Here is a 25,851-nt window from a genome sequence, read left to right as displayed (position 1 = left end):
TAGAGGAAAGGGATATAGGTTTTATGGAATTAAGAGACATATTAGGTATGGGAAAAGATTTTCTACTTATAGGAATTTTTTTGACTGTGTTGCTTGTTGCTATCTTTGGTATTGGTTATTTGGTTTATCGAAAGATTGGCAAAGGAAAGAAAAAAGCGGATAAGTATAAACTGCTGTGGTGGTTTGTTTTTATATGTTATATTCTTGTGGTAGTGCTAGGAACATTATTATCAAGGGGTTCCTATCATGATGGTGCTATGCTTCTTTCTCCATTCTTCGCATATCAGGAAGCATGGATGAGTGCTTCTTTTGCTGCGTGGGGATTGATTGTTGTAAACATCGTGTTATTTGTTCCTTTTGGATTCTTGCTGCCACTAGGAAATAAAAAATTTCAAACATTTTGGAAAACATATCTTGCAGGCTTTTTGTTTAGTTTAACTATTGAGCTTATACAGCTGTTTTTCCATTTAGGAATTTTTGAAACTGCAGATTTATTAAATAATACGATAGGGGTATGTATTGGTTATGGATTCTACAAAATTATTGTTTGCTTTATGAGTGCAAGGAAAAAAGAAAAAATTTCTATCATGAAAACGATATTATTTCAAATCCCACTATTTCTTTGTATTGCTGGCTTTGGTGGTACTTATATCGTTTATCAAATGCAGGAATTAGGAAATATACCAACCTATCCTTTGGATATCACTATGAAACATAATATTGATGTTACGATTCATTCATCAGAAACATACGATACAAAGGAAGTAAATGAAATGGTTTATAAGATGGAAGGTTATACAAAAGAAGAAGCGAAACAGGTGGCGATTTCTTTTTTTGATAGAATGCATACAAAAATCAATGAAGATAGTGTCATGGTTTATGATGAATGTGTTATTTATGAAGATGTGGATGAAAAGTATAATATTTGGATTTATTTTAAGAACGGGAATATTAATATTAATACATTAAATATTAGAGATGAAGAGAACAAGCAAAGTATAAAGGCAAGCAGAGAAACACTAGAGAAAGCATTATCGAAATATGGGATATTTTTACCTGAAGGAACTACTTTAACAATAAACAAGGAACGTCAAACATACAGCTTTGAGGCGGATAAAATCAAAATTGGAGATACGCTATATGATGGGAAATTGGAATGTACCTATTATGAAAATGGAGAATTGGATAATATTAGGAATGAAATCATTGTTGCTAATCCATATAAAGAATTTCCGCTGATTTCTCAACAGGAAGCCTTTGAAAAGCTTTATGATGAAGAGTTTGGATTTTACGATAAAGATATTACGTTAGATGTTGGAAAAGTACATATTGGATATAAACAGGATAGTAAAGGGTATTATCAGCCAGTGTATGTGTTTGATGTAAAATCAAATGTAGAATATGCTGCAAATCAAATTATGATTCCTGCAGTAAAAAAATAGCGATATACAGGAAAAGAAGTGTTGTGTTGTGTTTGGTAAAAGCACTTCTTTTTTGATACACGTAGACCGGATAAAGATATGAATGTTTTTGTTGTGTAGTTGTTTTTTTACAGGAAGTATTGTATAGTAGTTAGGAATTAAATAGGAGGAATTTTATATGATCTTACATGGAAAAATCGTAATGGAAAATGGTGCAGAACTTCCTTTTGAACTGTATCCAGATGATGCACCGATTACTGTAAATAACTTTGTGAAGCTGGTAAAAGAAGGGTATTATGATGGGAAAACATTTCATCGTGTAATTCCAAACTTTGTATCTCAGGGTGGATGTCCTTATGGAAATGGAACAGGAGATTTAGGTTATACCATTCCTTGTGAAACGGCTAATAATCCACATCGCCATGAAACAGGAAGTATGTCTATGGCGCATCGCGGGAAAGATACTGGATGCTGTCAGTTCTTTATTTGTCATTGTCCACAGCCTCATCTTGATGGTGTGCATACTGTATTTGGTAAAGTAACAGATAATATGGGTGCAGTAAGAAACATGATGAATGGAGATGTTATGGAGAAAGTGGTTATTCTGGAGGAAGAATAATTCATGGATTCACTAAAACGTCTGGGGATACCTTTTTCTATCTTAATTGTTTGTGCATTATTACAAAGACTGATGGATACATATTTAAGAGGAAGTTATACACAGACATTTCACACTATCTTTTTATGTGCAGCCTTATTTTTCTTTGGTTATTTTTTAAATGCAAAATATAAGAAAATCTCCAATGCAGTGATGCCGAAAGTATTTTCTATTGTGGTATTGTTGCTTTTGCTGTTTTTACAGCTGGGTATTTTACAGTTGCCACCGTTAAGCAGGTTTCTTCATTTTTTTGGATTAGAAGGAATTTACATGTACATGCTTTATGTTTTTTGTGGTTTTGTATTTGCGGATTAAAAGAGGTAAATTATGTTTTTTAGAATGAAATTTGATAAAGAAATGAGTGAAGTGCATCAGGAAATGATGGAAGGCAAGGACTTCTTTTTACTGGATGTTAGAGAACAGGATGAATATGAAGAAGGTCATTTGCCAGGAGCTGTTTGTATTCCTTTACAAAAGGCAAAACAGCAGATAGATGTGATTCCACAAGATAAGCCTGTATATGTATATTGTAGAAGCGGACAGCGTTCAAATGCCTATGTGAATTTTTTAAAGGATCAAGGAAGAACCAATGTATATAATATTGGCGGTATTATCTATTGGGAATATGAAGTAGAAAAATAAAAAACTCGATGATCACTTATCGAGTTTTTTTGTCTTTGCTTCTTTTTGACGTAAATATTCAAAGGCGAAGATAGCACTACTAGATGCAGCAGTTAAAGCATTTTTGAATTCAGCATGATAGGGAATAAACAAGTTTTGTGAGCTTTGAGATTGTACCAGTTTGCTTAATCCTCGCATTTCTCCACCAATCGCAATACATACTTTTTGTGGGAAACGATATTCGTATAAAGAAATAGCATCGCTTCTTTGTCCACATACGATTGAAATTTTATGTTTTTTTAATAACTGAAGTGTTTCTTCCATGTTTTCTGCTAGGAACAAATTGATGTATTCACTAGCACCTGCACTGGATTTAGTGACGACATCGGCAGCACTTGTCCAATTTCTTGGTGGAATAATAACACCGTCACAGCCAGCCGCATATAAGGTTCGCAAAATATAGCCAAAGTTAAATGGATCTTCTACTCCCTCAATCAAAGCTAAAAATAAATCTGGCTTTTGTACGATATCTTCTAAATTTTGATATTCTCTTTCTGAGCATACCGCAAGAAGTCCACCATGTGTTTTTCCCTGTGCCAATGCATCAATTTCTTCTCTTGGCAAGGTCTGAACAGGAACAAGCATCTCTTTTGCTTTGCGAATGATAAATGATGTATCTCGATCTTTTTTCTTAGGATCTACATAAATTCTTTCTACTTTTCTTCTGTTTGCAAGTAATACAGCTTTAACGGAAATATTTCCTTCTACGATATAATTTTCCATGATGCACCTCATTTCGACATTATTATAAACGAAATAAGGCATCAGAAAAAGAAAAAAATAAAACTTTCTAAAATTTAAGAAATGAAAGCGGATTTTCATGGTAAAATGAAAGCACTGAGGTGATGTAAATGAAAGTAAAAATGACAGGGGAAATGAAAAATAAAGTTTGGCTGGCAGCTGTAATTATATTTGTTGCTATCTCTATTTTCTTTTGCTTCTATCGTTTTGATGTCTTGTTTGGGCTGTTTAAAAAGGTTCTTTCTTTAACTACGCCTTTTATTATTGGCTTCGCGATTGCTTTTTTATTAAATAAACCAATGATATTGATTGAGGAAAAATTATTTCTTCATCTTCCTTTAAAGAAAAATCATAAAAGAGCATTCGCTGCACTGCTAGCAATTATATTAGGAATTGTGGCGGTTTCATGTTTCCTGGCTTTATTAATTCCACAATTGATTGACAGTATTTTGTCTTTGATTTCTTCCTTTCCAGAATATATGGAAAACTTTGAGGTGTTTGTTCAGGACTTTATTAAGGAACATGGAATTCGGGCTGAAGAAGTAGGAAATTATTTTGAACAAATAGATATTTTTGGAAAAATGACAGATTTTGTTACGGTTGCTTTACCACAGATGTTGAAATATACGTATGCATTTGGAAGTACATTATTAGATATCGTACTTGGTATTGTAAGTGCTTTATATATGTTGATGGATAAAGAACGACTGCTTCGTTATGTTAGAAAGATTAATTATGCGCTTTTTCCTGAAGAAGTATCGAAATATTTTCATCGTATGTCTTTGTTAAGCAGTAAAATTTTCAATAATTTTATTGTTGGAAAAGCGATAGATTCCTTGATTATTGGTATCTTATGCTATGTTGGCTCTTTAATATTCCAATTTCCTTATGCATTGCTGCTGTCTGTGTTTGTTGGCGTAACGAATATGATTCCTGTTTTTGGACCTTTTATTGGGGCTATTCCAGGAGTTGTTATTTTATTTATAATTCATCCTATAACGGCTGTATATTTTGCTTTGTTCGTATTTGCTCTTCAACAGTTTGATGGGAATGTATTGGGACCTATGATTTTGGGAGATAAATTGGGACTTCCAAGTATCGGTATCTTATTTTCGGTATGCATTGGAGGAGGGCTGTTTGGAATAGTTGGAATGTTTATCGGTGTTCCTTGCTTTGCGGTTTTCTATGTAGCTGTAAAAGAATTTGTTCATTATCGCTTAGAGAAAAAAGGGGTAGATGCAAGTGAAAGTGATGTTGTCTCTTTAGAAAACAACACAAATTAATGATTTGTTTTTAAAAGTTACTTTTTCTTATAGAGATTGTATCTTTTTAATAAATAAAATATGATCTTGTATATAAAAAATGAAAGGAGCATATATTCCTTTCACTTTTTTTATTTAGGATGCAGGATTTACAGCACTGAAGCCACTTGTAAATAAATCATCACTTAATGTAAAACTGCATCTTTTACATTCCTGAATAATATTGATAAGATGATCACTGACACGTTCAATGTCTGTCATAATTTCCGAATAAATAACACAGTCTTTTGCGGTAACTTTCTTTTCATATAAACGATCAATCTGTTTTTGACGATATGTAGCAGTTAATTCATCGATACGATCTTCAATACGTTCTATTTTACTATAACAGTCATCATTAGAATCTAAGCGATAAGCAAACAGTAAAGAGAAGCTTTTTTCTAGAAGTTCTAACAGTTGTGAAAGTTCATCCTGTATTTCTTGAGTGTTTGTTAAACGCATTTCAGAATCTTCTTTTGAATATTGAAGAATATTGATAGCGTGATCGCCAATACGTTCAATATCTGAAAAACATTTATATAAAGCATTGCTTGTGATGGTTTCATTTTCATTCATATTGATTTGAGAAACTTTAGACATGTAATTTGTGATTTCATAGTTGATAAAATCAATACGTTTTTCACGCTTTTCTATTTTTTTGAAATCAGTATTTGGTGTATATAAAGATTCGATACTTGTTTCTAAGTTTGTCTCTGCAAGTTTTAACATTGCTAAAGCTTCTTTTCTTAAAGAAGATATTGCTATAGCAGATGAACCAATGTTATTGGTATCAACAAATACTAATGGTACATCATAATTCGCATCTTCAATTTCTTCCGGTTTCACAGGCATGATAATTTCTGCAAGTTTTGCAAGGTAATTACCAAATGGAAGAAGAATTAAAGTTGTTACAATGTTGAAAGTTGTGTGAGTATTTGCAATCTGTGCAGCTGGATTTGATGTGATTGCTTCCATCCAGCTAACAAATGGAACAAACTGGATAAACAGCATGAAGATAAGTGTCCCTATAATATTAAATGAAAGGTGAATGATCGTAGTACGCTTTGCCATACGATTGGCACCTAAAGATGCTAAAACAGCTGTAATACATGTACCGATGTTTTGTCCAAAGATAATATAGATTGCACTGCTTAATGGAATCAAGCCGCTTAATGCCAATGCCTGCAAAATACCAACAGAAGCAGAAGAACTCTGAATTAATGCAGTAAATCCAGCTCCTAATAAAATGGCAAGAATTGGATTTGAGATGGTTGTCATGGCATCAATAAAGACTTGTGATTCCTGTAGTGGAACCATTGCTTCTTTCATCATATCCATACCAATAAATAAAATACCTAGACCTGCTAAAATATCTCCGATAGAGTTTAATTTCTTGTTTTTTAAGAAAGTAACTAAGACAACACCGCAAAATGCGATAACTGGAGCGATCTTACTTGCATCTAATGCTATTAGCTGACCAGTAATCGTAGTTCCAATGTTAGCACCCATAATGATCCAGACAGCCTGCTGAAGAGTCATTAATTTAGAGTTAACAAATCCAACGACCATAACAGTTGTTGCGGAAGAACTTTGGATAACAGCAGTAATTAAAGCTCCTACCAAAAGTCCCAGGAAACGATTGCTCGTTAGTTTTTCTAAGATTGTTTTCATTCTGTCTCCGGCAGCATTTTCTAATCCGTTGCTCATCATATGCATTCCATAAAGGAATAGTGCCAGCCCACCGAATAAACCTAGAAGGCTTGTTAAATTCATGTTATTTTCCTCCTGTAATTTTATAAGTTATGATTTTAGTATATTAAATCTTGGTAAAGATAACATGTTAATTGTGTTAAGGAAATGTTAAAATTCTGTTAATTTTTTATATTTCATCAATTTTTAGTAAATAATTGTAAAATTTCAATTAAAAATAACTGCTCGTTTGAGCAGTTATTGTACAGATGTAAACATATCATCGTATGTTGGGTATGGATATTGTTCACTTGAAACAGCTTCCTCAATAGTATCTAGAATATGGCGAAGCTTATGCATTTGCGGAAGTACCTCTTGGTTTAAATATTGCGCTTTTTCCATGCTTGATTCATATTGATTTCTTTCCATCATTTTATTTTTTAACGTATGATACTGTTCGTCTAGTGAATTTAACAGATTTACTAAGAAATTAATTTTTCTTTCGTAATACTCATTTTTAAATCCTAAAGAATTTTGAGCATCGCTATAAAATTTAATTTCTTTTACAAGTGCAGGAAGGAAATCTTTTTTACTGATATCTAAAATCGTTAATACTTCTGCTTTTACGGATTTGCGATATTCATCGAAAAGAATATCCACACGTGCTTCTAATTCCAGTTTATTATAAACGCCATTTCGTTCAAACATCTGAATAGCTTTTTCATTAATTAAAGAAGGAATGGAATCAACATAGAAAGGAATATTTGGAAGACCACGCTTTTCAGCTTCTTGCAGCCATTCACTGCTGTAACCATCTTTAGAGAATAAAATACGATGGTGCTGTTGTAAAATGTCGCGACAAATGTCTAATGATTTTTTGCGGATATCATCAATATATTTATATTCCTGCAGCTGATCGGCAATTTTGCGTAAGGTATCTGCTACGATAGAATTTAAGATAATATTTGTTGTAGAAGCACTGCGGCTGCTTCCTACCATACGGAATTCAAATTTGTTTCCTGTAAAGGCAAATGGGGAAGTACGGTTTCGGTCGCTTGTATCTTTTGGTACATAAGATAAGTTCGCTATCGCATAAGGTTGTGTTTCTACTACATTTTTTAATTCATGTTCTCCATTTCTAAGTTTTTCTAAAATGATTTCCAATTCATCTCCCATACAGATAGAGATAACTGCAGGAGGAGCTTCATCAGCACCTAAGCGATAATCATTTCCATAGCAGCTGGCAGCCATGCGAAGAAGCTCTGGATAGGTATCTACAGCTTCAATGATGGCACATACAAATAATAAGAAACGAATGTTTTCATGAGGGCGATCACCCGGCTCTAATAAATTTTGACCATCATCTGTAACAAGAGACCAGTTATTGTGTTTTCCACTTCCATTTACTCCCTGGAATGGTTTTTCATGTAAAAGGCAGGCAAGTCCATGTTTATCTGCTTTCTTTTTTAATACATCCATGATGATCAGGTTTTGATCAACGGCTACATTGGCGTCGATAAACAATGGGGCAATTTCAAACTGGCAGGGTGCTACTTCATTGTGTTCTGTTTTGGCATAAATACCAAGTTTCCATAGTTCTTCATCTACATCCTTCATGAACGCCTGTACACGATTAGGTATACTGCCAAAATAGTGCCCGCGAATATCCATGCTTTTTGGAGGCATCGAACCAAACAAAGTTCTTCCTGTATGTACAAGATCTTTTCTTTGCTTATATAATTCTTTATCAATTAAGAAATATTCCTGTTCAAGACCTACCATGGCATTGACTTGTTTAATATCCTTATCTTTAAATAAATTTACGATACGAGTAGCCTGTTTGCTGATAGCCTCTGCACTTTTTAATAGAGGTGCTTTTTTATCTAAGGTTTCTCCATTATAAGAAACAAAAATTGTTGGAATACATAAAACATTGTCTCTTAAAAAAGCAGGAGAAGTACAATCCCAGTATGTATAGCCACGTGCTTCAAAAGTTGCACGAAGTCCTCCGCTTGGAAAAGAAGAGGCATCACCTTCTCCTTTTATTAAAGATTTTCCAGAAAAACGAGAAATCGGCTGATTATATTCTCCTGGTTCTATAAAGCTGTCGTGTTTTTCGGCAGTGCTTCCAGTTAATGGCTGAAACCAGTGTGTAAAGTGTGTTGCACCTTTTTCCATGGCCCAGGTTTTCATTGCATGCGCAATTGCATCTGCAGTTGTACGATCAAGTGCATCTTCTTTTCGTGTAGCGGTCTTCCATTTCATATATATTGGATGAGGAAGGCATTCTTTCATCACATTTTCACTAAATAAATTAATACCAAAATCATCAAAAGGGTGTTTGTTAGTCATACAAAAAATTCCTCCTATATAGAAATATTACTTCATTTTTAAAAAAAAGTATAGAAATTTTATTAAAAAAATTAATATTGATCATAAATTTTCAAAAATAATTAGAAAATTCAGTTAATTTTTTTAAAAAGAGACATAAAATATTAAAAATAAAAAATATGACCTGTCGTATACGAACTAGAAAAAAAGGTGTATAATAATAGTAAGAAATCATAAAGTGTGAAAAAACACACAGAAGGAGGAAAATCATGAATTTAAAAGGTACAAAAACAGAAAAGAATTTGCTGGAAGCTTTTGCTGGAGAATCAATGGCTAGAAACAAGTACACATACTATGCTTCTAAGGCAAAAAAAGAAGGTTATGTACAGATTGCCAACATTTTTGAACAAACTGCAAACAATGAAAAAGAACATGCGAAACTATGGTTTAAACTGCTGCATAATGGTATGCCAGATACTATGGAAAATTTAAAAGATGCGGCAGCTGGTGAAAATTACGAGTGGACAGATATGTATGCACGTATGGCTAAAGAAGCTCGTGAAGAAGGATTTAATGAAATTGCAGCTGTTATGGAAGGTGTATTAGCAATTGAAAAAACTCATGAAGAACGTTATGCGGCATTATTGAGCAATATTGAAGATGGAACTGTATTTGAAAAAGAAGAAGAAATTGTGTGGGAATGCTTGAACTGTGGACATTTGCACAAAGGAAAAACTGCTCCAGAAGTATGTCCAGTATGTAATCATCCTCGTGCATATTTTGAAGTTAGAAAAGAAAATTATTAATTTAAAGGAGCCGAAAGGCTCTTTTCTTATATTAAATTTAAATTTGATGTTGTAAATTTATTTTAAATGTGTACAATGTATGTGATATGTTATTTTAATACATCAAGTTTTCTAATTTAGAAAGGATTATTAGGTGATACATATACATTATGACGAATATTATTCACTCGGCATTAGGGTTTAAAAAAATGTCTCCTGCGCAAAAGATTGCGGCTAGTTTTTTGATTGTGATCTTGAGTGGTGCGATTCTTTTGACTTTGCCGATTTCAACAAAGGATGGTTCATTTTTTAACCCGTTAGATGCCTTGTTTACAGCAGCAAGTGCTACGTGTGTTACAGGGTTGTCAACGGTAACGGTTGCGGACACATTTAATTTATTTGGTCAGATCGTTATTCTTGCGATGATTCAAGTTGGCGGTTTGGGTTTGATGACATTTATGGCAATCTTTATTATTGCGACAAGAAGGAAGCTTTCTATAAATGAAAAAATTGTTGTTCGTGAAATGTTAAATCAGGAAAATTTATGGAATACAAAAACATTCTTGCTGGATATTCTTCGTTACACACTTATTTTTGAGGGTGTAGGAGCGATTCTTCTTGCATTTCGTATGATTCCGGATTATGGAGTGTGGGATGGAATCTTTAAATCTATATTTTTATCTATTTCTGCTTTCTGCAATGCTGGGTTTGATACGCTTGGTTCGACAAGTCTTCAGGCATATGCACATGATCCACTTGTTTGTCTGACAATAATGGCATTAATTGTTATTGGTGGTATAGGGTTTGCGGTTTGGTTTGATATGCGAGATAAAATTAAAGATTTATTAAAAAGGAAGATAACATTTCATAAATTCCGTCATTCTTTGTCTTTGCATACGAAAATTGTATTGTTTGTAAGTGCAGTTTTAATTCTTGTACCTGCTCTATTAATTCTTATATTGGAATATAAGAATCCTCAAACACTAGGGACGTTTACTTTTCCTGAAAAAGTAATGACAGCTTTTTTTGAGTCCATCGCCTTGCGTACAGCTGGTTTTTCAACGATTGCTTACAGCGGACTTCAAAGTGCAACATCGCTGCTGATGATCGTGGTCATGTTTATTGGCGGTTCTCCTGGTGGAACAGCAGGTGGGGTAAAAACAACAACAGTAGCATTGCTTGTTATCTATATTGTGAGTGCCCTGAAAGGGAATGGGAAAATGGTTGTATGGAAACGTACAATCGGACAAAATTTAGTAACACATGCGATGGGGATTTTCTTTTTGAATTTGTTAACACTATTAACAGGTACATTTTTGCTTTGTATCGTAGAAAATGCACAGTTTATAAAAATTGCTTTTGAAGCAGCCAGTGCACTGGCAACAGTAGGTTCAAGCTTAGGTATTACAGCGGATTTGACGTCTTTGGGAAAAATCGTTATTATAATGATGATGTATATTGGACGTATTGGTATTTCTACGCTTCTTATATCGATTTTACGACACAAATCAGGCAATACAGCGTCAAATAAGGTTTCTTATCCAACAGGAAATATTATTGTAGGTTAGGAGTAATGGGTATGAAAAAATATAAAGATAGACAATATGCGGTTTTAGGTCTTGGGATTTTCGGTTCAACAGTTGCGAAAACATTAAGTAAATTTAACTGTGAAGTTATTGCGGTAGATACAGATATTAAATGTGTGGATCGCATGGCGGATATTGTAACACAGGCAATACAGTGCGATATTACAGATATCAACCAGTTAAGAGCGGCAGGTATACAGGATTGTGACATTGCAATCGTTAGTATGGGTTCTCATTTGGAAGAAAGTGTAATGGCAATCATTAACCTGAAAGAATTAGGGGTTCCTTATATTGTGGCAAAAGCTAAAAATAAACGTTACATGCAGATTTTTAAGGAATTAGGTGCAAATAAGGTTGTTCGTCCTGAAAAAGAAATGGGAGAAATGGTTGCGAAAAGCGTATTGGGTAAAAATATCGTTGATATTGTTGACCTAGACCATGAATATAGTGTTGTGGAAATTCCAACACCGGGTGCATGGGTTGGAAAAACGCTGATTGAACTTGATTTGCGTAAACGTTATGGTATTAATGTTATTGGGATTCGTGGATATTTAGAAGATCATATGAATGTTTGTCCAGATCCTGATTATCGTATTGAAGCCCAGGATCATATTGTGATTGTTAGTGGTTCTGATGAAATTGGACAACTTGATTTTATAGAATAGAGCGTAAGAAGCGCTCTTTTTTTTGACAAAGTTATTGTGGTATATACATATACTTGTGTATAGGAGGAAAATCATGATAGAAATACACAGTATTGCTGTTGAGAAATATTCTTTTTTGGGTATTTATATGAAATTGCCGCAATATCCTATCTATTTTCTTGTTTCCATGCATGTTATATTGGCTCCGCTCTGCTTTTCTAAAGAATATTTTGATCGTTTAGATAAAAAAGTAGCGCTTATATTGGTAAAGAGTTCTTTGGGTTTTAAAAACTTACTTGATAGTGAAGTTGTATCATATAATGGTTTTGCACAGAAAATAGGGGTAAATACCGCTATGAAAGGAAAGGAAGCCTTGCTTCTTTGTGAGAAGAGTACGCATAAAAAAATATAAAAATGTTAAAAGAACTCTTATTGTGGCTGTTGCAGGTTTTCTTGTATACGGCATGTTTTTAGTTTTTAATCGCTGTATAGAACCGCAGTTAAATGCACTTGCACGTCAACATGCAGGCTTTGCGATCAACAATATTGTGAAACAGGTAATAAATAATCTAGAGTATGATCCAGAGAACCTGTATAAGACAAGAATAGGGGAAAATGGCGAGATAACGCAGGTTGTTTTTGATTCTTATCAATTAAATCAACTCTTATATGAAGCTTTGGATACGATTGATACTTCATTAAAGGCTGCACAGGATGGAAAAAAGGATCCTGTTACGCAATCTGTTTACTATGAGGATGGAATTGTGTATGAGATTCCAATTGGTTCTTTAAGCAATATATTTTTTCTTGCGAATAAAGGACCTAAACTTAAAGTTCATATTCGTATGTTTAATGATGTGGGAGGCGAAATAGAAACCAAAATAGAACCATATGGGGTAAATAGTTCTCTTGTATCTATCATATTAAAAGTAGAAATTGAAGCAGAAGCCATCACGATGATGTCAATCACTCCGTTTAAAGAAAGCAGTGAAATACCTTTGGTTGTTCAAGTAATTAGTGGGAAAGTACCCAGTTATAACACTTATAAAGAATAAAGGAGCATGTTTCTATGCTCCTTACTGTTCATGAATATATTTTATGATCTTTTCTAAACCGCAATACATACTTTTTTGTTCACCATTTAAAATAAGAAGGGTAGGTGCCTGCAATATTCCATATTCTATCGCAAGTTTTTTATTTTGCATAGCGTTAATTACGGTATAGTTGATTCCTGCATCATCCAGCATTTTTTTTGCGGCAGGACAATTTGGACAGGTAGGTGTTGTGAAAAGCAGTGTGTCTGCTTTTTTGTTTTTTTCTAAGGTTTGAATTGTTTTTGAAGCGTTTAATTGATGACAGCTTTCATCAAAAGTCTGATTGCTGCTTTTGTATTCTGTACGATCTTTAAATTCCTGTGCTTTTCCTTCGTTCCAGTTTTGAACAGGGCGATAATATCCAGTAATACGACTCCATACTTCTGTTTTTTCTTTACATATAGGGCATTGGTACTGTTCACCACTTAAATATCCATGTGTTTTACAAATGGAGTACGTAGGGGATATCGTATAGTATGGTAAACGATAATTTTGTGCAATGCTTCGAACAAGAGAGGCTGCAGCTTTCCAGTCAGGAAGTTTTTCCCCAAGGAATGTATGAAATACTGTTCCAGATGTATAAAGTGTTTGAAGTTCATCTTGAATATCCAAAGCTTCAAATACATCATCACTAAATCCAACCGGTAAATGAGAACTGTTTGTATAGTAGGGAGCTTCCCCATTTTCGTTTGCGCAAATAATGTCAGGATAACGTTCTTTGTCATGTTTTGCTAAACGATAAGCTGTTGATTCTGCAGGTGTTGCCTCTAGATTGTATAAATCACCATACTGTTCTTGATACAATACAAGACGATCACGCATGTGATTTAAGACTTCTTTCGCAAATTCTTGTGTTTCTACATGGGTTAAGTCTTTTCTCAGCCATTTCGCATTTAAACCGGCTTCATTCATCCCAATAAGACCAATCGTAGAGAAGTGATTGGAGAAGCTACCTAAATAACGTTTTGTATAAGGATATAAACCTTCTTTAAGAAGTTTGCTTACAACATCTCGCTTAATTTTTAAAGAACGTGCCGCAATATCCATTAAACGATCCAATCGAACATAAAAGTCTTGTTTATTCTCTGCTAAATATGCGATACGTGGCAGATTGATCGTAACAACCCCAATGGAACCTGTACTTTCTCCACTTCCAAAATATCCTCCAGATTTTTTTCGTAACTCTCTTAAATCCAAACGTAATCGACAGCACATGCTTCGTACATCGCTTGGTTCCATATCGCTGTTAATGTAGTTAGAAAAATAAGGAGTACCATATTTTGCAGTCATTTCAAATAAAAGACGATTGTTTTCTGTTTCTGACCAGTCAAAATCAGAAGTGATAGAGTAGGTAGGAATTGGATATTGGAATCCTCTTCCATTTGCATCTCCTTCCAGCATGACTTCAATAAATGCCTTGTTGACCATATCCATTTCTTTTTTACAGTCTTTATATGTGAAATCCATTTCTTTTCCACCAACAATACAAGGCTGGTTTGCTAAGTCTGCAGGTACGACCCAATCAAGTGTAATGTTGGAAAAAGGTGCCTGCGTACCCCAGCGACTTGGTGTATTTACACCATATATAAAGGACTCTATACATTTTTTAACTTGTTCATAATCTAATTGATCAACTTTAATAAAAGGGGCAAGATAAGTGTCAAAGGAAGAAAATGCCTGCGCTCCAGCCCATTCATTCTGCATGATACCTAAAAAATTAACCATCTGGTTACATAAAGTAGCTAAATGTTTTGCAGGCTTTGAGGTAATCTTGCCTTCTACTCCCCCTAAACCTTCCTGTATTAGCTGTTTTAATGACCAGCCTGCACAATATCCTGTTAACATGCTTAAATCATGGATATGCATATCACCGCTTTTGTGGGCGTTGGCAATTTCAGTATCATAAATTTCAGATAACCAGTAGTTTGCGGTAATAGCCCCACTGTTATTTAAGATAAGACCGCCAACAGAATAGGTAACCGTAGAGTTTTCTTTTACACGCCAATCGGTCGCATTAACATAGCTGTTCACAAGTTCTTTGTAATCTAAAATCGTAGATTTCATATTACGCACTTTTTCTCTTTGTTTTCTATATAAAATATACGATTTCGCAACATCTGCATAATCAGCCTGTATTAAAACATTTTCCACACTATCCTGAATATCTTCCACAGAAATCTTGTTATCGTGAATCTTGTTCGCAAAATCACTGGTAACACGAATTGCCAGCATATCAATAACATCTGGATGATATGGCTTTTCTACAGAAGTAAAAGCTTTGGTGATTGCCTGTGTAATTTTTGAAATATTAAAATCTACAATTTTTCCATCTCTTTTAATAACCCGATACATATACATTGCTCCTCTCTAATCAATTCCTCTAATATCTACTTGCTGTATAGTTTCCTCTAAAATTTTTTTAAATGCATATAGTTCATCTGGTTCAAAACTATGTAGTCCGCTTTGAATGACGCTGGAAGAATTTTTGAAGTTTTGAAGATAATAGTGGTCTGCTCCTTTTAACCACTCACCAATTTCTTGAATGGCTTTTTCATCATGAAATTCCTTTACAAGTGTTGTGCGAAATTCATAGGGAATACGATGTTCCATAAGATAAGAAACACTTTCTTTTACTGGTGTAACATCAAAATCACTAACACCACACGTTTCCTCATAACGGGATATGCAGTTTTTTATATCCATGGCAACATAATCAACCAAACCTTTTTCAATCAAATCTTTTAAACGTTCAGGAAAACTTCCATTTGTATCTAATTTGATGGAGTATCCAAAGGATTTAAGAATACGTAAAAATGGCTCTAAAGTATCATGAAGAAGTGGTTCACCGCCACTGATACATACTCCTTCTAAGATGTTTTTTCTTTTTCTTAAAAAAGAAAGAATGTCATCGTTATCTAATTTCTGCATTGTCTCATCTAAAAATACAAGGCCTTTGTTATGACAGAACGGACATCGCATATTACAGCCTCCGCAAAATAAAGTAGAAGCCATCTTTGAAGGATAATCTAGAAGCGTTAATTTTTGAATTCCGAAGATAGGAAGTGATTGCTTTTCATCTGCCTCGTTATAAGTTCTTGCTTTCTCGCTGATTTCATTTAATAAGAAAGAAAATTGTTCTTGTTGACTGGTGTCTAAACCTGCGGTTAAACGCTCCCACCACTGTTTGCGTATCATATAAATTTGAGGTATGATGTTCTTTGCTTTTTCACTTGTATATAAATTTCGAATCCGCTTATCTGTAAAACTTGGAACACTTTGCACATAGCCGTTTTCTTCTAATTTCTGAATGCTTTTTGTAATGGTGCCTTTATCGAAACAGCCACGTGCTGCAAGTTCCTGCATGCTGATTCCCTCGTTTTCATATATCAGAATTAGAAAGGGGACCTGAGAAGCATTTATGTTTGTATCGCTCAAAAGTTTATCATAGTATTTTTGCCCGCATCGATGCAAGAGGGAAATGTTGATTAAAAAATAATTATTTTTATCCATGTTATCACCTCAATTGGTTGAGCTTTCAACTAATTGCATTATAGCACACACAATACGCACATACAATAGAAGAAAGAAATGTAAAGAATGTAAAAAAACACGAAACTTTCGTTTCGTGTCATACTAATCAAAATGGAGGTTCCGATCGGATTTGAACCGATGATCACAGAGTTGCAGTCTATTGCCTTACCACTTGGCTACGGAACCATAAAAAAATGGTGGGGACGGCGGGACTTGAACCCGCACGGGATTAACTCCCAACGGATTTTAAGTCCGTTGCGTCTGCCTATTTCGCCACGACCCCTCGTGCTCGTTTATTATATAACATATCTGAAAAATTGCAAGCTTTTTTTTAAGAATATAACAAAAACACGAAACTTTCGTTTCGTGTCATACTAATCAAAATGGAGGTTCCGATCGGATTTGAACCGATGATCACAGAGTTGCAGTCTATTGCCTTACCACTTGGCTACGGAACCATAAAAAAAATGGTGGGGACGGCGGGACTTGAACCCGCACGGGATTAACTCCCAACGGATTTTAAGTCCGTTGCGTCTGCCTATTTCGCCACGACCCCTCGTGCTCGTATATTATATAATATATCTCAGGAATTGCAAGCTTTTTTTTAAAAAAATTTATATTTAAAGTTTCCATATGAATTGTATTTTGAAAATCAGAATTATTTAAGTTAGAAAAATACTATTTTGTATTTGCTTCTTATTGGTATGATCCTATTATTCAATTGTATTGATAAAATAAATTTCATATTCATAAGTGATATCGTTATGATATTTTTGATTAAAGATATGTTTTATTTTGTTTAATCGTTGTAAAAGGAATATGGTTTTAATGTGAGATGAACAGCGATAAAGTTTCTTAAATTATATAAATCTTTACGAAAAATAGTACTTGATTTAAGTGCTGGAATCATTTTTCTAGTATGTTATTTATAAGTTAAATCTAAAAAATCTGAAAAGTGCAAAGAAAATTCTTATTTTTTTCGAAAAAAATATAAAATTTTTTGTTTAGTATAAATAAACAAAAAAGACAAAAAATCACATATTTTTAAAACTCAAAAATAGTCCTATATATAATAAGGATAACGCTGATCTTTCTGTTTCTTTTTTTAGCATCTTTTTTTATTCATTTCGCTATTTTGGATACCAAAAAAAGGTATTGTGCAAAAAAATAAAATGTGTATAATTATGCTTGTTCGTTTTATGAAACTAAAAGTTTAGTAATATGAATCATCGGGGAGGTTTTACAATGAAGAAATTTTTTACATGTTTCATGGCAGTAAGTCTGCTGTTTGGGATGGCTGGATGCGCTTCTAGTAACGAGGATAAAAAATATGCCGGGCAAACCCTTTATGTGTATAACTGGGGAGAATATACAGGGCAGGAAGTCATTCCTATGTTTGAAAAACAAACAGGTGCGAAAGTTGTTATGGACAACTTTGAATCCAATGAACAAATGTACATTAAAATCGACAGCGGTGAAAGCTATGATGTTCTTGTGCCAAGTGATTATATGATTGAAAGATTGATCAGTGAGGATAAAATCCAAAAACTTGATAAGAGTAAATTAAACTGTATGGACTTACTTGTAGATGGTATTAAAGGTTTGCCATATGATCCAAACAATGATTATTCTGTTCCATATTTCTGGGGAACGGTTGGTATTGTTTATGATAAAACCAAAGTGGATATCAAAGATTTGGAAAAAGAAGGGTTCAATATCTTCCTTGATACAAAATACAAAGGGGATATTTACTTATATGATTCTGAACGTGACAGCTTTATGATGGCTTTAAAAGCTCTTGGATACTCTATGAACACATCGAATGATAAAGAATTGAACGAGGCATATGAATGGCTTGTAAAATGTGTAGAAACGATGGAGCCTGAAATTGTTACGGATGAGATCATTGATAACATGGCACAGGGAAGAAAAGCTTTAGGATTAATTTATTCTGGAGATGCAGCTTATGTTATGAGTGAAAATGAAAATATGGGATTCTATATGCCAGAAACAGGTACAAACTTGTGGAGTGATGCAATGGTCATTCCTAAGAATGCGAAAAATCCAGAACTAGCTCATGAATTTATTAACTTTGTATCCAGCTATGAAGGTGCAATGGATAATTCCAGCGAGGTAGGATATACTTCTCCAAATAAAGAAGTTATGGAAGAACTATCTGGTGAAGGTGGAGATTATGAAGGTATCAATGCGTACATTCCAAGAACTGGAAATAAAAATGATGAAGTATTTAAATATGATGATAAAACAAGAAAAACTATTTCTGAATTATTTAGTAAAGTAAAAGTTATCGCAAGTAATTCTTAACGATGTTGAAAGAAATGAAGACATTATTGAGAAATTCCAGCAAATAGATAAAATCGATTCTTTGAAATATGCTGGTATTTAGCAGGTCATTGCTGATTTGATGACAAAATCAGTCTTATTGCGGGTTAAAATCTCAGTTTATGAGCACATATTTGTAGAATCAATAAGAGTATTAAAATATGCTAAAGAAAGCTACATAAATCTGATAAAAATTGAATACTATCAATATAATCAGCAGTTACAAGAGTTCTATATGTGAGAGGGGTAAGTTAATGAAAAAATTATTTTTAATGTTATTATCTACAGCTGTATTGACTGGCTGTGGTTCTGCCAAAGTTAATATGAGTGATGAAATGAAAATTAATAATCCGATTGATTTATCAAAAGAAGATGGTGCAGATAGTGTTGAAAGAGATGGCGATCATGAAGACTCTATTTATTATGCACACCCAGATTTTTATAATATGAAATCAACAGATTCATTGACTATTTTAAGTAATTTCAAAACATTGCAGCAGTCATCTGAATGGAGTTGTGGTGTTGACAGTGCATTGATGGTTTTGAATTATTATGATAAATTAGGAAGTTATACAGAAGAATCACTTGCGAATTTTCGTACAAATAAATTAGAAGCAGAAGCAACTAGTTTACGATCAATGATTAATATTTTTGAGGGTGTTGGAGGAATGAAAATTCATTCAACCTACGATTATTCTGAAGAAGAGGCAAGTGAAAAAATAAATCTAGATATGATTCGTCAATATTTAGAAAAAGGTATCCCTGTCATGGTGGCATGGAATGACTGGGGAGGTCATTGGCAGACGATTATAGGCTATGATGATTTAGGAACAGAAACTACGCAAGACGATGTGATCATTGTTGCGGATTCTTATGATACTACCGATCATAATCAAGATGGATATGGAATCATTCCTGCTGAACGCTTTTATTATAACTGGACAATGTATGATTTCTTTGAAAAAAACTATAACATTGATGAAAGAGATCATTTGTTTATCGCAGTAGAACCTGAATAAATTGTCTATATATTCAAGAAACAACATTATAAATTGAAATTGCATATGATTATGTTGTAATTTCAGTTACTATAAAAAGGCGTATGAACAAGAGTTCAAAAACGCCTTTTTTATCCTATTTAAAAAGATAATTTCTTCTAAACTGTTACAATTGACTGGTCTTAGTAAATAAAGTTTAGAATTGATATTCACTTTCTTTACCTTGGAAATTCAAAGGAATATATTAATCCTTTTTATGAAATGTTAAATCTAGTGGAAGATAAAAGTTTTCTTCTATTATGTAGTTTAGATAGCTATAATCAAATTTTATATTTTCTTTTTTAAAAACTTTATATAAATCATAATAATCGCTTATTTTCATATTACTCTTTAAGTAATCACTATAATGCAGTACATTCTGTATGCGAACATGATCTTTTACCTGTTTAAAATAATCACACAGGGAAGAAAAAGAGGAAACCTTCTCTTTTGTATAAGGGACGTTCATATCTTCAGAAATATTTTTTAAATTTAATTGAACGATATGATTTACAGATAAATGAAAAGTTGTTTCCAGCAGTTCTTTAAATTGTTGCGTAATTTTTGTGTCTTTTACTTGTATAGTAGATTGCTTATAAGGCAGAATCAGCTGGTCGGGTACGATATGCATAGTAACATGTTCTTTATTGTCTATGACAGCTATAATACTAAAAGGCATATCTTTGCTTACAATAAGATAACTTTCATTTGATTTGGCCTGCAGGGGCTGAATGCTTAATAACAAACATAAGAATAGTAATTTTAGTTTCATGATAAACCTCCTGGTTATAGCGTGTAACGCTGGCAAATAAATATACGAAAATAGAAGTCTGTGATAAAATATTTTTACAGGAGGTGCTATTATGAAAACAATTGTATATAATGTAAAAGGTATGATGTGTGGAGGATGTGAATCTCGTGTTACAAAAGCAGTTTTAGCTTTATCTGGTGCAAACGAGTGTCATGCCGATCACAAAGAAGAAAAAGTAGAAGTTATTTATGATGAAAGCTTGCTTGATGCAAGAAAGATTCAGGAAACAATTGAAGATTGTGGATACGATGTTATGTAAGCAGATATCCATAACAAAATATATTCTGTAAAACAAAGATGTACCCTAAGCAGGAAAATTTGTTTTACAGTTTTTTTATATATTTATCATGGTGTAATAATAAAGAAAAGCACTCATGAAAAGTGCTCAGATTGTTGACAAAGTGGTACTTATAAACAAGTATCGCTTTTCTTTTTTCTTAAAATAATTTAAAATTGTGCTTTTTATTAGATTTTGTGCAGTTTTAGAGAGGTTTTTCCACCTCCATCTGGACATTCTTTTTAGATTATAACACGCAAAAATCATCAGCGACTGATGCTGATTTTTTTGTAGCCCTCTTAACCTGGTATATCTCAACGTGTGATGTTCTTTACAGTCTGCGAACACCCTCTCTATGCTTTCTTTACGCCTTGGATAGATTTCTTTCCATTCCGGTGTATGTCTTATCTCATCCATTACCTCCTCCCGGTATTCCTCCCATACATGACGTGTCACTACTTTCTGAAAGTTCTTTGATGATGTACATCTTCCTCTTAAAGGACAGTTCTCACAATCCTTTGGATTTGATTTGTATTCTTTATATCCAAGCTTGTTTGTCGTGCTGTATGAAAGCACCTTATTATTTGGACACAGATAACAGTCATATCCTTCATCATATACATACTCGTACTTCTTATAATATCCTTTCTTTGTCATTGGTCTTTTATAAGGCGCATACATTTTTTGCCCATTTTCTAATACCGTCTTACATATTGCCGGTGTTATATAGCCCGCATCCAGACATACATTTTTTATTTGATCCATATATTTATCGTTTAATACTTTATACGCTGAAAAGAAAGACACGCTGTCATGTACGTTTCCCGCAACACATACGCTTGCCAGTACAAATCCATTTCTATCGCAAAATGTTTGATGTGAATAAGCAAAACATTTTTCTTTTTCACCTTTATGGAAACAGCCACTCTCCGAATCTGTTTTACTGATTTTGATATGCTTTGTTTGTATGTCCCTTTTCAGCTTTCCTGTTTCCTCATCGAAATTCAGTTCTTCCTTTTCATTTGATTTTATCGGCTTTTTCCCATGTTCCTCGCGATCTTTGTTTATCTCATCCAGCAGATCGTTTTCATATATTTTCTTCATGATTTCAACTTCTTCATCTGTATACTTGTTTTTATTCGCATTTGCCTTTTGATGTGTGGAGTCTCCATATACAGTTTCCATATCTACAAAGCCATAAGAGATTGCCTGTTTCAATATCTGATCAAATATTTTTTCAAATACTTCGCTGTTACTATATCTTCGGATATAATTTTGACTCCAGGTAGAATAATTTGGCACCCTTTCATCCATGGAGATTCCTAGAAACCAGCGATATGCAAGATTTACTTGTATTTCTTTACAAGTCTTTCTCATTGAATCTATTCCGAAAATAATATTGATGAAGATCATTTTAAAAAGAACCACAGGATCTATGCTTGGTCTTCCAACATCACTGTAAAGATTTTCTACAAGAGGGTAGATAAAATTCCAGTCGATACAGCTTTCCAGCATTCTAACATCATGATCCTGTGGTACTAATTCTTCTATTGTATTCAGTATGATAGTATCATTTTTTCCATTTCTTTTTGTCATTGCCATATGTAATCACTCCTATTTTACCCACTTTTATTATACCATTTTGAGCATTATAAAAGGCAAAAAGAACCATATGTTTTTGGGTAAAATAGGAATCTTTTTGCCTCTTTTATTCTATCATATAAAAAATAGACTGTCGACACCTTTGTCAACAGTCTGAGCACTCATGAAAAGTGCTTTAAATATAAATCTGTTTTGAAGATAAAACATACATCTGCTTTATTCTGCTCCAGGGATATGTGACATCTTATCTAGAATGGTTTCTCCTGGTATTTTTTCTTCATTTCCATCTTTATCTTTTTTCAAAAAAGCATACGCTTCTGCTTGGGTGGCATCCATATATGGTTGCAGGAATACCAAGCCAATACCCATCGTTAATCCACACAGCAATAACCATCCAAAAAATGATAAATCTAAAATAAATAAGTCCATTTTTCTATTTGATGTTAATTCATAAGTTCTTTGGAATACTTCTTTGGTACTTAAGGATGGATTCTCTGCCAGAATATAAGGAATCATGCTGTATTCATAAGACTTTACAATTCCAGGAATAATAAGCAGAAGTGACCATAAGATGATTTTGACATCTGTAATGAAAGCAATTTTTACGATATTTAAATACTGCCCATCAAATATAGAAAACAATTCTTTTAAACTTGGTTCTTGTTCTCTATTCAATATAAAGAATCGAGCTTTACCGATACGTAAAGGATTTGCGATGAAAATTGTGTAAATGATGGAGATGATGGAAGTGATAAGAGTAATTTTTAAAAAGTTATTTACAATCCATGTGAACTTTTCAGGAGATAACCAATCTACATAAAAAGGAAGTTGTATCGTAATATCTTGATAGGGAACATTAACAGAAAAGTTTGTCTCAATAAAGGTAGTATTAAAATCTCCAGATAAAACCATGATAATCAAACTAGCAAGAAACATCATTAAATACGAGCGTTTCATCAATGCTTTCGCATTGCTTTTTAATTGTTTGCGATTCCACATAAAAGCTTCCTCCTTTTATCTATCTTTATTCTATCATATCTTATATATCTTTTGTTATTTTTTTATAATCCTTTAGAATAGGCGTTGAAAATAAAAAAACATGGTATAATATGCATACGAAAAAAGGGGGTAATTGTTTGAAACTGGCTTATGTATTTGTGGAACATCCAATTCATCATTTGGACCATACGTTTACTTATTGTGCAGATGGATATACATTAACTCGCGGTATGCGTGTACAAGTACCTTTTGGTTCTAAAACTATCGTTGGATTTGTGGAAAAAGTAGAGGACATAAGTGATGAGGAAGTACGTCGTTTTCCTTACACTCTAAAGCCTATCATCTCACAAATTGATCAGTTTCCTTTGTTGAATGAGGAATTATATGAATTAGGTAATTGGATGGCACAAAGATATATTGCCCCTAAAATCAGCTGTTTTCAATGTATGCTTCCATCAAAGTTAAAGCCAAGTTCTACACATGGGTCAATTCGTATGGAAGCATGGGTAAGAATATGTAAGCAGAATGATACTAAATTAACTGCTAAACAGCAAAGCGCCTATGAAGATTTACAGAAAGAAAAAGAAATGCTTCGTTCTGTTTTTTATGAAAAATGGAAAATACCAGGTAAAAAACTTATCGCATTAGGTCTTGTAGAAGTATTTGAAAAAGAAAAGAAAGCTATTCTAGAAAATATAGAAAAAAATAAAGAAGAAGAGTTTATCTTACAGGAAGATCAGAAAAAAGTAATTGCACAGGTGGAACAGGAAAAGCATCATCGTGTATTTTTGCTACATGGAGTAACAGGAAGTGGAAAAACAGAAGTCTTTTTGCGTCTGGCAAGCAAAGAAATTGAAAAAGGAAAACAGGTTTTACTTCTTGTGCCGGAAATTTCTTTAACACCGCAGATGGTGAAAAGGGTAAAACAGCGTTTTGGAGCACATGTGGCAATCTATCATTCAGGATTAAATGCACAGGAAAAATATGAGCAGTATCAGCTTGTGAAAGAACATAAGGTACAAATTGTTGTAGGGACAAGAAGTGCTGTTTTTATGCCTTTTGATCGTCTTGGATTGATCGTTATGGATGAAGAACATGATACAAGTTATAAGCAGGACTCTACGCCTAGATATCATTGTCGGGATATTGCGATATATCGAGGAAAATATCATGATGCGAAAGTCTTGCTGGCAAGTGCTACTCCATCTTTAGAATCGTATGCCAGAGCACATAAAGGGGTGTATGCTCTTTTGCAGATGCCACATCGTATCAATGGAAATTTTCCATCTGTTCGTATTGTAGAAATGCGTAAATCAGTTGCGAAAGGGGAAAGCTATTTACTAAGCGATGCTTTATTAGATGCTATCTATGATCGTTTACAAAAAAAAGAACAAGTCATTCTTTTATTGAATCGCAGGGGATATACTCCTATTCTTCGCTGTATTTCCTGCGGCTATGTACAGATGTGTCCACATTGTGATGTTGCTATGTCTTATCACAAAGAAGAAAAAGTGTTAAAATGTCATACATGCGGTTATTCTATGAACGTACCAACCCATTGTCCAAACTGTCATGAAGCAAGCTGGAGATATTTGGGATTAGGTACACAGAAATTAGAAGAATTTGTCCAAATTAAATTTCCAGATGCTAGAATCTTGCGTATGGATGCCGATACAACCACAAGAAAACATGCACATGAAAATCTATTAAAAAGTTTTGATGAAGGACATGCAGATATCTTGTTAGGGACACAGATGATTGCGAAAGGATTGGATATAGAAAAAGTTACACTGGTAGGTATTGTTAATGGAGATGCCTTGTTGAATCGAAGCGATTATCGAAGTGCGGAAATGACGTATGATTTGCTGGAACAGGCAAGTGGAAGAAGTGGAAGAGGAGAATATAAAGGAGAAGTTATCATACAGGCATATGATCCCAATCATTATGCGATTCAATGTGCTGCTCATCATGATTATTTATCTTTCTTTCAACAGGAAATGCAGTATCGTCATCTAACGGGCTATCCACCTTATCGCTATCTGGTTTCTATGGTCTTTTCTTCCAAAAATAATCAGGATGTACAGCAAAGTGTAGAAGCAGCGATGCGTATACTTTCAAAAAAAGAAAACTGTAAAATACTGGGACCTGCCCAATTGCATAAGATACGTGATGAAGAGCGCTGCCGTATTTTATTAAAAGGAAAAGATGAACAGCTTTTAATACATTATGTAAAAGATGTATATGATAAACATTTACAAACAAAACAAAAAGCAAGACTGGATATAGATTTATCCCCTTATATGCTGGATTAACAAGGAGA

At 33.7% G+C, this 25,851-nt stretch carries 22 protein-coding genes and 4 tRNA genes; 14 read left to right on the top strand and 12 right to left on the bottom strand.

The window, feature by feature from the left end; all coding sequences use genetic code 11:
* Positions 1 to 23 precede the first annotated feature (23 nt).
* The 4 genes from A9CBEGH2_RS06055 (at position 24) to A9CBEGH2_RS06040 (ending at position 2,721) form a co-directional block, all read left to right on the top strand.
* Complete coding sequence (locus A9CBEGH2_RS06055) at positions 24 to 1,442, top strand: VanZ family protein (protein WP_118361731.1); 1,419 nt, start codon at positions 24 to 26, stop codon at positions 1,440 to 1,442.
* Between the two features lie 157 nt (positions 1,443 to 1,599).
* Positions 1,600 to 2,040, top strand: coding sequence for a peptidylprolyl isomerase (locus tag A9CBEGH2_RS06050; protein WP_115715341.1), 441 nt, complete (start codon positions 1,600 to 1,602; stop codon positions 2,038 to 2,040).
* 3 nt (positions 2,041 to 2,043) lie between these two features.
* Positions 2,044 to 2,394: an amino acid permease gene (locus tag A9CBEGH2_RS06045; protein WP_118361733.1), complete on the top strand. Its 351-nt coding sequence runs from the start codon at positions 2,044 to 2,046 to the stop codon at positions 2,392 to 2,394.
* A gap of 12 nt (positions 2,395 to 2,406) precedes the next feature.
* A complete protein-coding gene (locus tag A9CBEGH2_RS06040) occupies positions 2,407 to 2,721 on the top strand; it encodes a rhodanese-like domain-containing protein (protein ID WP_118361735.1) in 315 nt (104 codons plus the stop codon).
* Positions 2,722 to 2,733: 12 nt separating this feature from the next.
* Here A9CBEGH2_RS06040 and A9CBEGH2_RS06035 read toward each other — a convergent pair whose 3' ends face one another.
* A complete protein-coding gene (locus A9CBEGH2_RS06035; RefSeq protein ID WP_115715338.1) occupies positions 2,734 to 3,483 on the bottom strand; it encodes a TrmH family RNA methyltransferase in 750 nt (249 codons plus the stop codon).
* 128 nt (positions 3,484 to 3,611) lie between these two features.
* On the opposite strand from A9CBEGH2_RS06035, the gene A9CBEGH2_RS06030 reads away from it, so the two are divergent.
* Positions 3,612 to 4,784 (top strand): AI-2E family transporter, encoded by a 1,173-nt coding sequence (locus tag A9CBEGH2_RS06030; RefSeq protein ID WP_118277789.1) that lies wholly within the window; start codon positions 3,612 to 3,614, stop codon positions 4,782 to 4,784.
* A 114-nt stretch (positions 4,785 to 4,898) separates the two neighbouring features.
* On the opposite strand, the gene A9CBEGH2_RS06025 is transcribed toward A9CBEGH2_RS06030, so the two are convergent.
* Together A9CBEGH2_RS06025 and A9CBEGH2_RS06020 are read right to left on the bottom strand one after the other, a co-directional pair.
* Positions 4,899 to 6,575, bottom strand: coding sequence for a Na/Pi cotransporter family protein (locus A9CBEGH2_RS06025; RefSeq protein ID WP_118277788.1), 1,677 nt, complete (start codon positions 6,573 to 6,575; stop codon positions 4,899 to 4,901).
* A gap of 174 nt (positions 6,576 to 6,749) precedes the next feature.
* Positions 6,750 to 8,843 (bottom strand): glutamine synthetase III family protein, encoded by a 2,094-nt coding sequence (locus tag A9CBEGH2_RS06020; protein ID WP_115715335.1) that lies wholly within the window; start codon positions 8,841 to 8,843, stop codon positions 6,750 to 6,752.
* A gap of 248 nt (positions 8,844 to 9,091) precedes the next feature.
* On the opposite strand from A9CBEGH2_RS06020, the gene rbr reads away from it, so the two are divergent.
* The 5 genes from rbr (at position 9,092) to A9CBEGH2_RS05995 (ending at position 12,892) form a co-directional block, all read left to right on the top strand.
* On the top strand, positions 9,092 to 9,628 hold the full coding sequence (rbr, locus tag A9CBEGH2_RS06015; RefSeq protein ID WP_115715334.1) for a rubrerythrin: 537 nt from the start codon (positions 9,092 to 9,094) through the stop codon (positions 9,626 to 9,628).
* 149 nt (positions 9,629 to 9,777) lie between these two features.
* The gene (locus A9CBEGH2_RS06010) at positions 9,778 to 11,175 is read left to right on the top strand and encodes a TrkH family potassium uptake protein (RefSeq protein WP_115715333.1); all 1,398 of its coding nucleotides are present in this window, start codon (positions 9,778 to 9,780) and stop codon (positions 11,173 to 11,175) included.
* An 11-nt stretch (positions 11,176 to 11,186) separates the two neighbouring features.
* Complete coding sequence (locus A9CBEGH2_RS06005; protein WP_115715332.1) at positions 11,187 to 11,858, top strand: potassium channel family protein; 672 nt, start codon at positions 11,187 to 11,189, stop codon at positions 11,856 to 11,858.
* A 73-nt stretch (positions 11,859 to 11,931) separates the two neighbouring features.
* Positions 11,932 to 12,249 carry a DUF1805 domain-containing protein gene (locus A9CBEGH2_RS06000; protein WP_118277787.1) on the top strand — a complete coding sequence of 106 codons (318 nt, stop codon included), beginning with the start codon at positions 11,932 to 11,934 and terminating at the stop codon, positions 12,247 to 12,249.
* Complete coding sequence (locus tag A9CBEGH2_RS05995; RefSeq protein ID WP_118361737.1) at positions 12,221 to 12,892, top strand: sporulation protein YunB; 672 nt, start codon at positions 12,221 to 12,223, stop codon at positions 12,890 to 12,892. Before A9CBEGH2_RS06000 ends, A9CBEGH2_RS05995 begins: the two co-directional genes overlap by 29 nt.
* A gap of 21 nt (positions 12,893 to 12,913) precedes the next feature.
* On the opposite strand, the gene A9CBEGH2_RS05990 is transcribed toward A9CBEGH2_RS05995, so the two are convergent.
* The 6 genes from A9CBEGH2_RS05990 to A9CBEGH2_RS05965 form a co-directional block, all read right to left on the bottom strand.
* The gene (locus tag A9CBEGH2_RS05990) at positions 12,914 to 15,283 is read right to left on the bottom strand and encodes a ribonucleoside triphosphate reductase (protein ID WP_118277786.1); all 2,370 of its coding nucleotides are present in this window, start codon (positions 15,281 to 15,283) and stop codon (positions 12,914 to 12,916) included.
* 15 nt (positions 15,284 to 15,298) lie between these two features.
* Entirely contained in the window at positions 15,299 to 16,441 is a 1,143-nt protein-coding gene (locus A9CBEGH2_RS05985) for an anaerobic ribonucleoside-triphosphate reductase activating protein (RefSeq protein WP_115714678.1), read from the bottom strand.
* A gap of 133 nt (positions 16,442 to 16,574) precedes the next feature.
* Positions 16,575 to 16,648 (bottom strand) — tRNA-Cys (locus A9CBEGH2_RS05980).
* Between the two features lie 9 nt (positions 16,649 to 16,657).
* Positions 16,658 to 16,745 (bottom strand) — tRNA-Leu (locus A9CBEGH2_RS05975).
* 101 nt (positions 16,746 to 16,846) lie between these two features.
* Positions 16,847 to 16,920 (bottom strand) — tRNA-Cys (locus A9CBEGH2_RS05970).
* A 10-nt stretch (positions 16,921 to 16,930) separates the two neighbouring features.
* A tRNA-Leu gene (locus A9CBEGH2_RS05965) sits at positions 16,931 to 17,018 on the bottom strand.
* 689 nt (positions 17,019 to 17,707) lie between these two features.
* Here A9CBEGH2_RS05965 and A9CBEGH2_RS05960 point away from each other — a divergent pair.
* Together A9CBEGH2_RS05960 and A9CBEGH2_RS05955 are read left to right on the top strand one after the other, a co-directional pair.
* Entirely contained in the window at positions 17,708 to 18,787 is a 1,080-nt protein-coding gene (locus A9CBEGH2_RS05960) for an ABC transporter substrate-binding protein (RefSeq protein ID WP_118278035.1), read from the top strand.
* A 272-nt stretch (positions 18,788 to 19,059) separates the two neighbouring features.
* The gene (locus tag A9CBEGH2_RS05955; protein WP_115715327.1) at positions 19,060 to 19,824 is read left to right on the top strand and encodes a C39 family peptidase; all 765 of its coding nucleotides are present in this window, start codon (positions 19,060 to 19,062) and stop codon (positions 19,822 to 19,824) included.
* A gap of 223 nt (positions 19,825 to 20,047) precedes the next feature.
* Here the strand turns inward: A9CBEGH2_RS05955 and A9CBEGH2_RS05950 are convergent, their stop codons facing one another.
* Positions 20,048 to 20,614: a hypothetical protein gene (locus tag A9CBEGH2_RS05950; RefSeq protein WP_115715326.1), complete on the bottom strand. Its 567-nt coding sequence runs from the start codon at positions 20,612 to 20,614 to the stop codon at positions 20,048 to 20,050.
* Between the two features lie 91 nt (positions 20,615 to 20,705).
* Between A9CBEGH2_RS05950 and A9CBEGH2_RS05945 the strand changes: the two genes are divergently transcribed.
* Positions 20,706 to 20,912, top strand: a complete 207-nt coding sequence (locus A9CBEGH2_RS05945; RefSeq protein WP_115715325.1) for a heavy-metal-associated domain-containing protein — start codon at positions 20,706 to 20,708, stop codon at positions 20,910 to 20,912.
* Between the two features lie 126 nt (positions 20,913 to 21,038).
* Here the strand turns inward: A9CBEGH2_RS05945 and A9CBEGH2_RS05940 are convergent, their stop codons facing one another.
* Positions 21,039 to 22,532, bottom strand: coding sequence for an IS1182 family transposase (locus A9CBEGH2_RS05940; RefSeq protein WP_163051664.1), 1,494 nt, complete (start codon positions 22,530 to 22,532; stop codon positions 21,039 to 21,041).
* Positions 22,533 to 22,748: 216 nt separating this feature from the next.
* A complete protein-coding gene (locus tag A9CBEGH2_RS05935; RefSeq protein WP_115715323.1) occupies positions 22,749 to 23,531 on the bottom strand; it encodes a DUF975 family protein in 783 nt (260 codons plus the stop codon).
* Positions 23,532 to 23,668: 137 nt separating this feature from the next.
* Between A9CBEGH2_RS05935 and priA the strand changes: the two genes are divergently transcribed.
* Positions 23,669 to 25,843, top strand: coding sequence for a replication restart helicase PriA (gene priA / locus A9CBEGH2_RS05930; protein ID WP_115715322.1), 2,175 nt, complete (start codon positions 23,669 to 23,671; stop codon positions 25,841 to 25,843).
* Positions 25,844 to 25,851: the final 8 nt, after the last annotated feature.

It is taken from the genome of Amedibacterium intestinale (genome assembly GCF_010537335.1).
Classification (GTDB): domain Bacteria; phylum Bacillota_I; class Bacilli_A; order Erysipelotrichales; family Erysipelotrichaceae; genus Amedibacterium; species Amedibacterium intestinale.
Note: the sequence above shows the minus strand (reverse complement) of the source record. Positions and strands in the feature narration are given on the sequence as shown.

Excerpts from the sequence above, each read along its gene's own strand:
- A9CBEGH2_RS06055 (WP_118361731.1), top strand. The coding sequence starts at position 24 with ATGGAATTAAGAGACATATTAGGTATGGGAAAAGATTTTCTACTTATA.
- A9CBEGH2_RS06050 (WP_115715341.1), top strand. The coding sequence starts at position 1,600 with ATGATCTTACATGGAAAAATCGTAATGGAAAATGGTGCAGAACTTCCT.
- A9CBEGH2_RS06045 (WP_118361733.1), top strand. The coding sequence starts at position 2,044 with ATGGATTCACTAAAACGTCTGGGGATACCTTTTTCTATCTTAATTGTT.
- A9CBEGH2_RS06040 (WP_118361735.1), top strand. The coding sequence starts at position 2,407 with ATGTTTTTTAGAATGAAATTTGATAAAGAAATGAGTGAAGTGCATCAG.
- A9CBEGH2_RS06035 (WP_115715338.1), bottom strand. The coding sequence starts at position 3,483 with ATGGAAAATTATATCGTAGAAGGAAATATTTCCGTTAAAGCTGTATTA.
- A9CBEGH2_RS06030 (WP_118277789.1), top strand. The coding sequence starts at position 3,612 with ATGAAAGTAAAAATGACAGGGGAAATGAAAAATAAAGTTTGGCTGGCA.
- A9CBEGH2_RS06025 (WP_118277788.1), bottom strand. The coding sequence starts at position 6,575 with ATGAATTTAACAAGCCTTCTAGGTTTATTCGGTGGGCTGGCACTATTC.
- A9CBEGH2_RS06020 (WP_115715335.1), bottom strand. The coding sequence starts at position 8,843 with ATGACTAACAAACACCCTTTTGATGATTTTGGTATTAATTTATTTAGT.
- rbr (WP_115715334.1), top strand. The coding sequence starts at position 9,092 with ATGAATTTAAAAGGTACAAAAACAGAAAAGAATTTGCTGGAAGCTTTT.
- A9CBEGH2_RS06010 (WP_115715333.1), top strand. The coding sequence starts at position 9,778 with ATGACGAATATTATTCACTCGGCATTAGGGTTTAAAAAAATGTCTCCT.
- A9CBEGH2_RS06005 (WP_115715332.1), top strand. The coding sequence starts at position 11,187 with ATGAAAAAATATAAAGATAGACAATATGCGGTTTTAGGTCTTGGGATT.
- A9CBEGH2_RS06000 (WP_118277787.1), top strand. The coding sequence starts at position 11,932 with ATGATAGAAATACACAGTATTGCTGTTGAGAAATATTCTTTTTTGGGT.
- A9CBEGH2_RS05990 (WP_118277786.1), bottom strand. The coding sequence starts at position 15,283 with ATGTATCGGGTTATTAAAAGAGATGGAAAAATTGTAGATTTTAATATT.
- A9CBEGH2_RS05985 (WP_115714678.1), bottom strand. The coding sequence starts at position 16,441 with ATGGATAAAAATAATTATTTTTTAATCAACATTTCCCTCTTGCATCGA.
- A9CBEGH2_RS05960 (WP_118278035.1), top strand. The coding sequence starts at position 17,708 with ATGAAGAAATTTTTTACATGTTTCATGGCAGTAAGTCTGCTGTTTGGG.
- A9CBEGH2_RS05955 (WP_115715327.1), top strand. The coding sequence starts at position 19,060 with ATGAAAAAATTATTTTTAATGTTATTATCTACAGCTGTATTGACTGGC.
- A9CBEGH2_RS05950 (WP_115715326.1), bottom strand. The coding sequence starts at position 20,614 with ATGAAACTAAAATTACTATTCTTATGTTTGTTATTAAGCATTCAGCCC.
- A9CBEGH2_RS05945 (WP_115715325.1), top strand. The coding sequence starts at position 20,706 with ATGAAAACAATTGTATATAATGTAAAAGGTATGATGTGTGGAGGATGT.
- A9CBEGH2_RS05940 (WP_163051664.1), bottom strand. The coding sequence starts at position 22,532 with ATGGCAATGACAAAAAGAAATGGAAAAAATGATACTATCATACTGAAT.
- A9CBEGH2_RS05935 (WP_115715323.1), bottom strand. The coding sequence starts at position 23,531 with ATGTGGAATCGCAAACAATTAAAAAGCAATGCGAAAGCATTGATGAAA.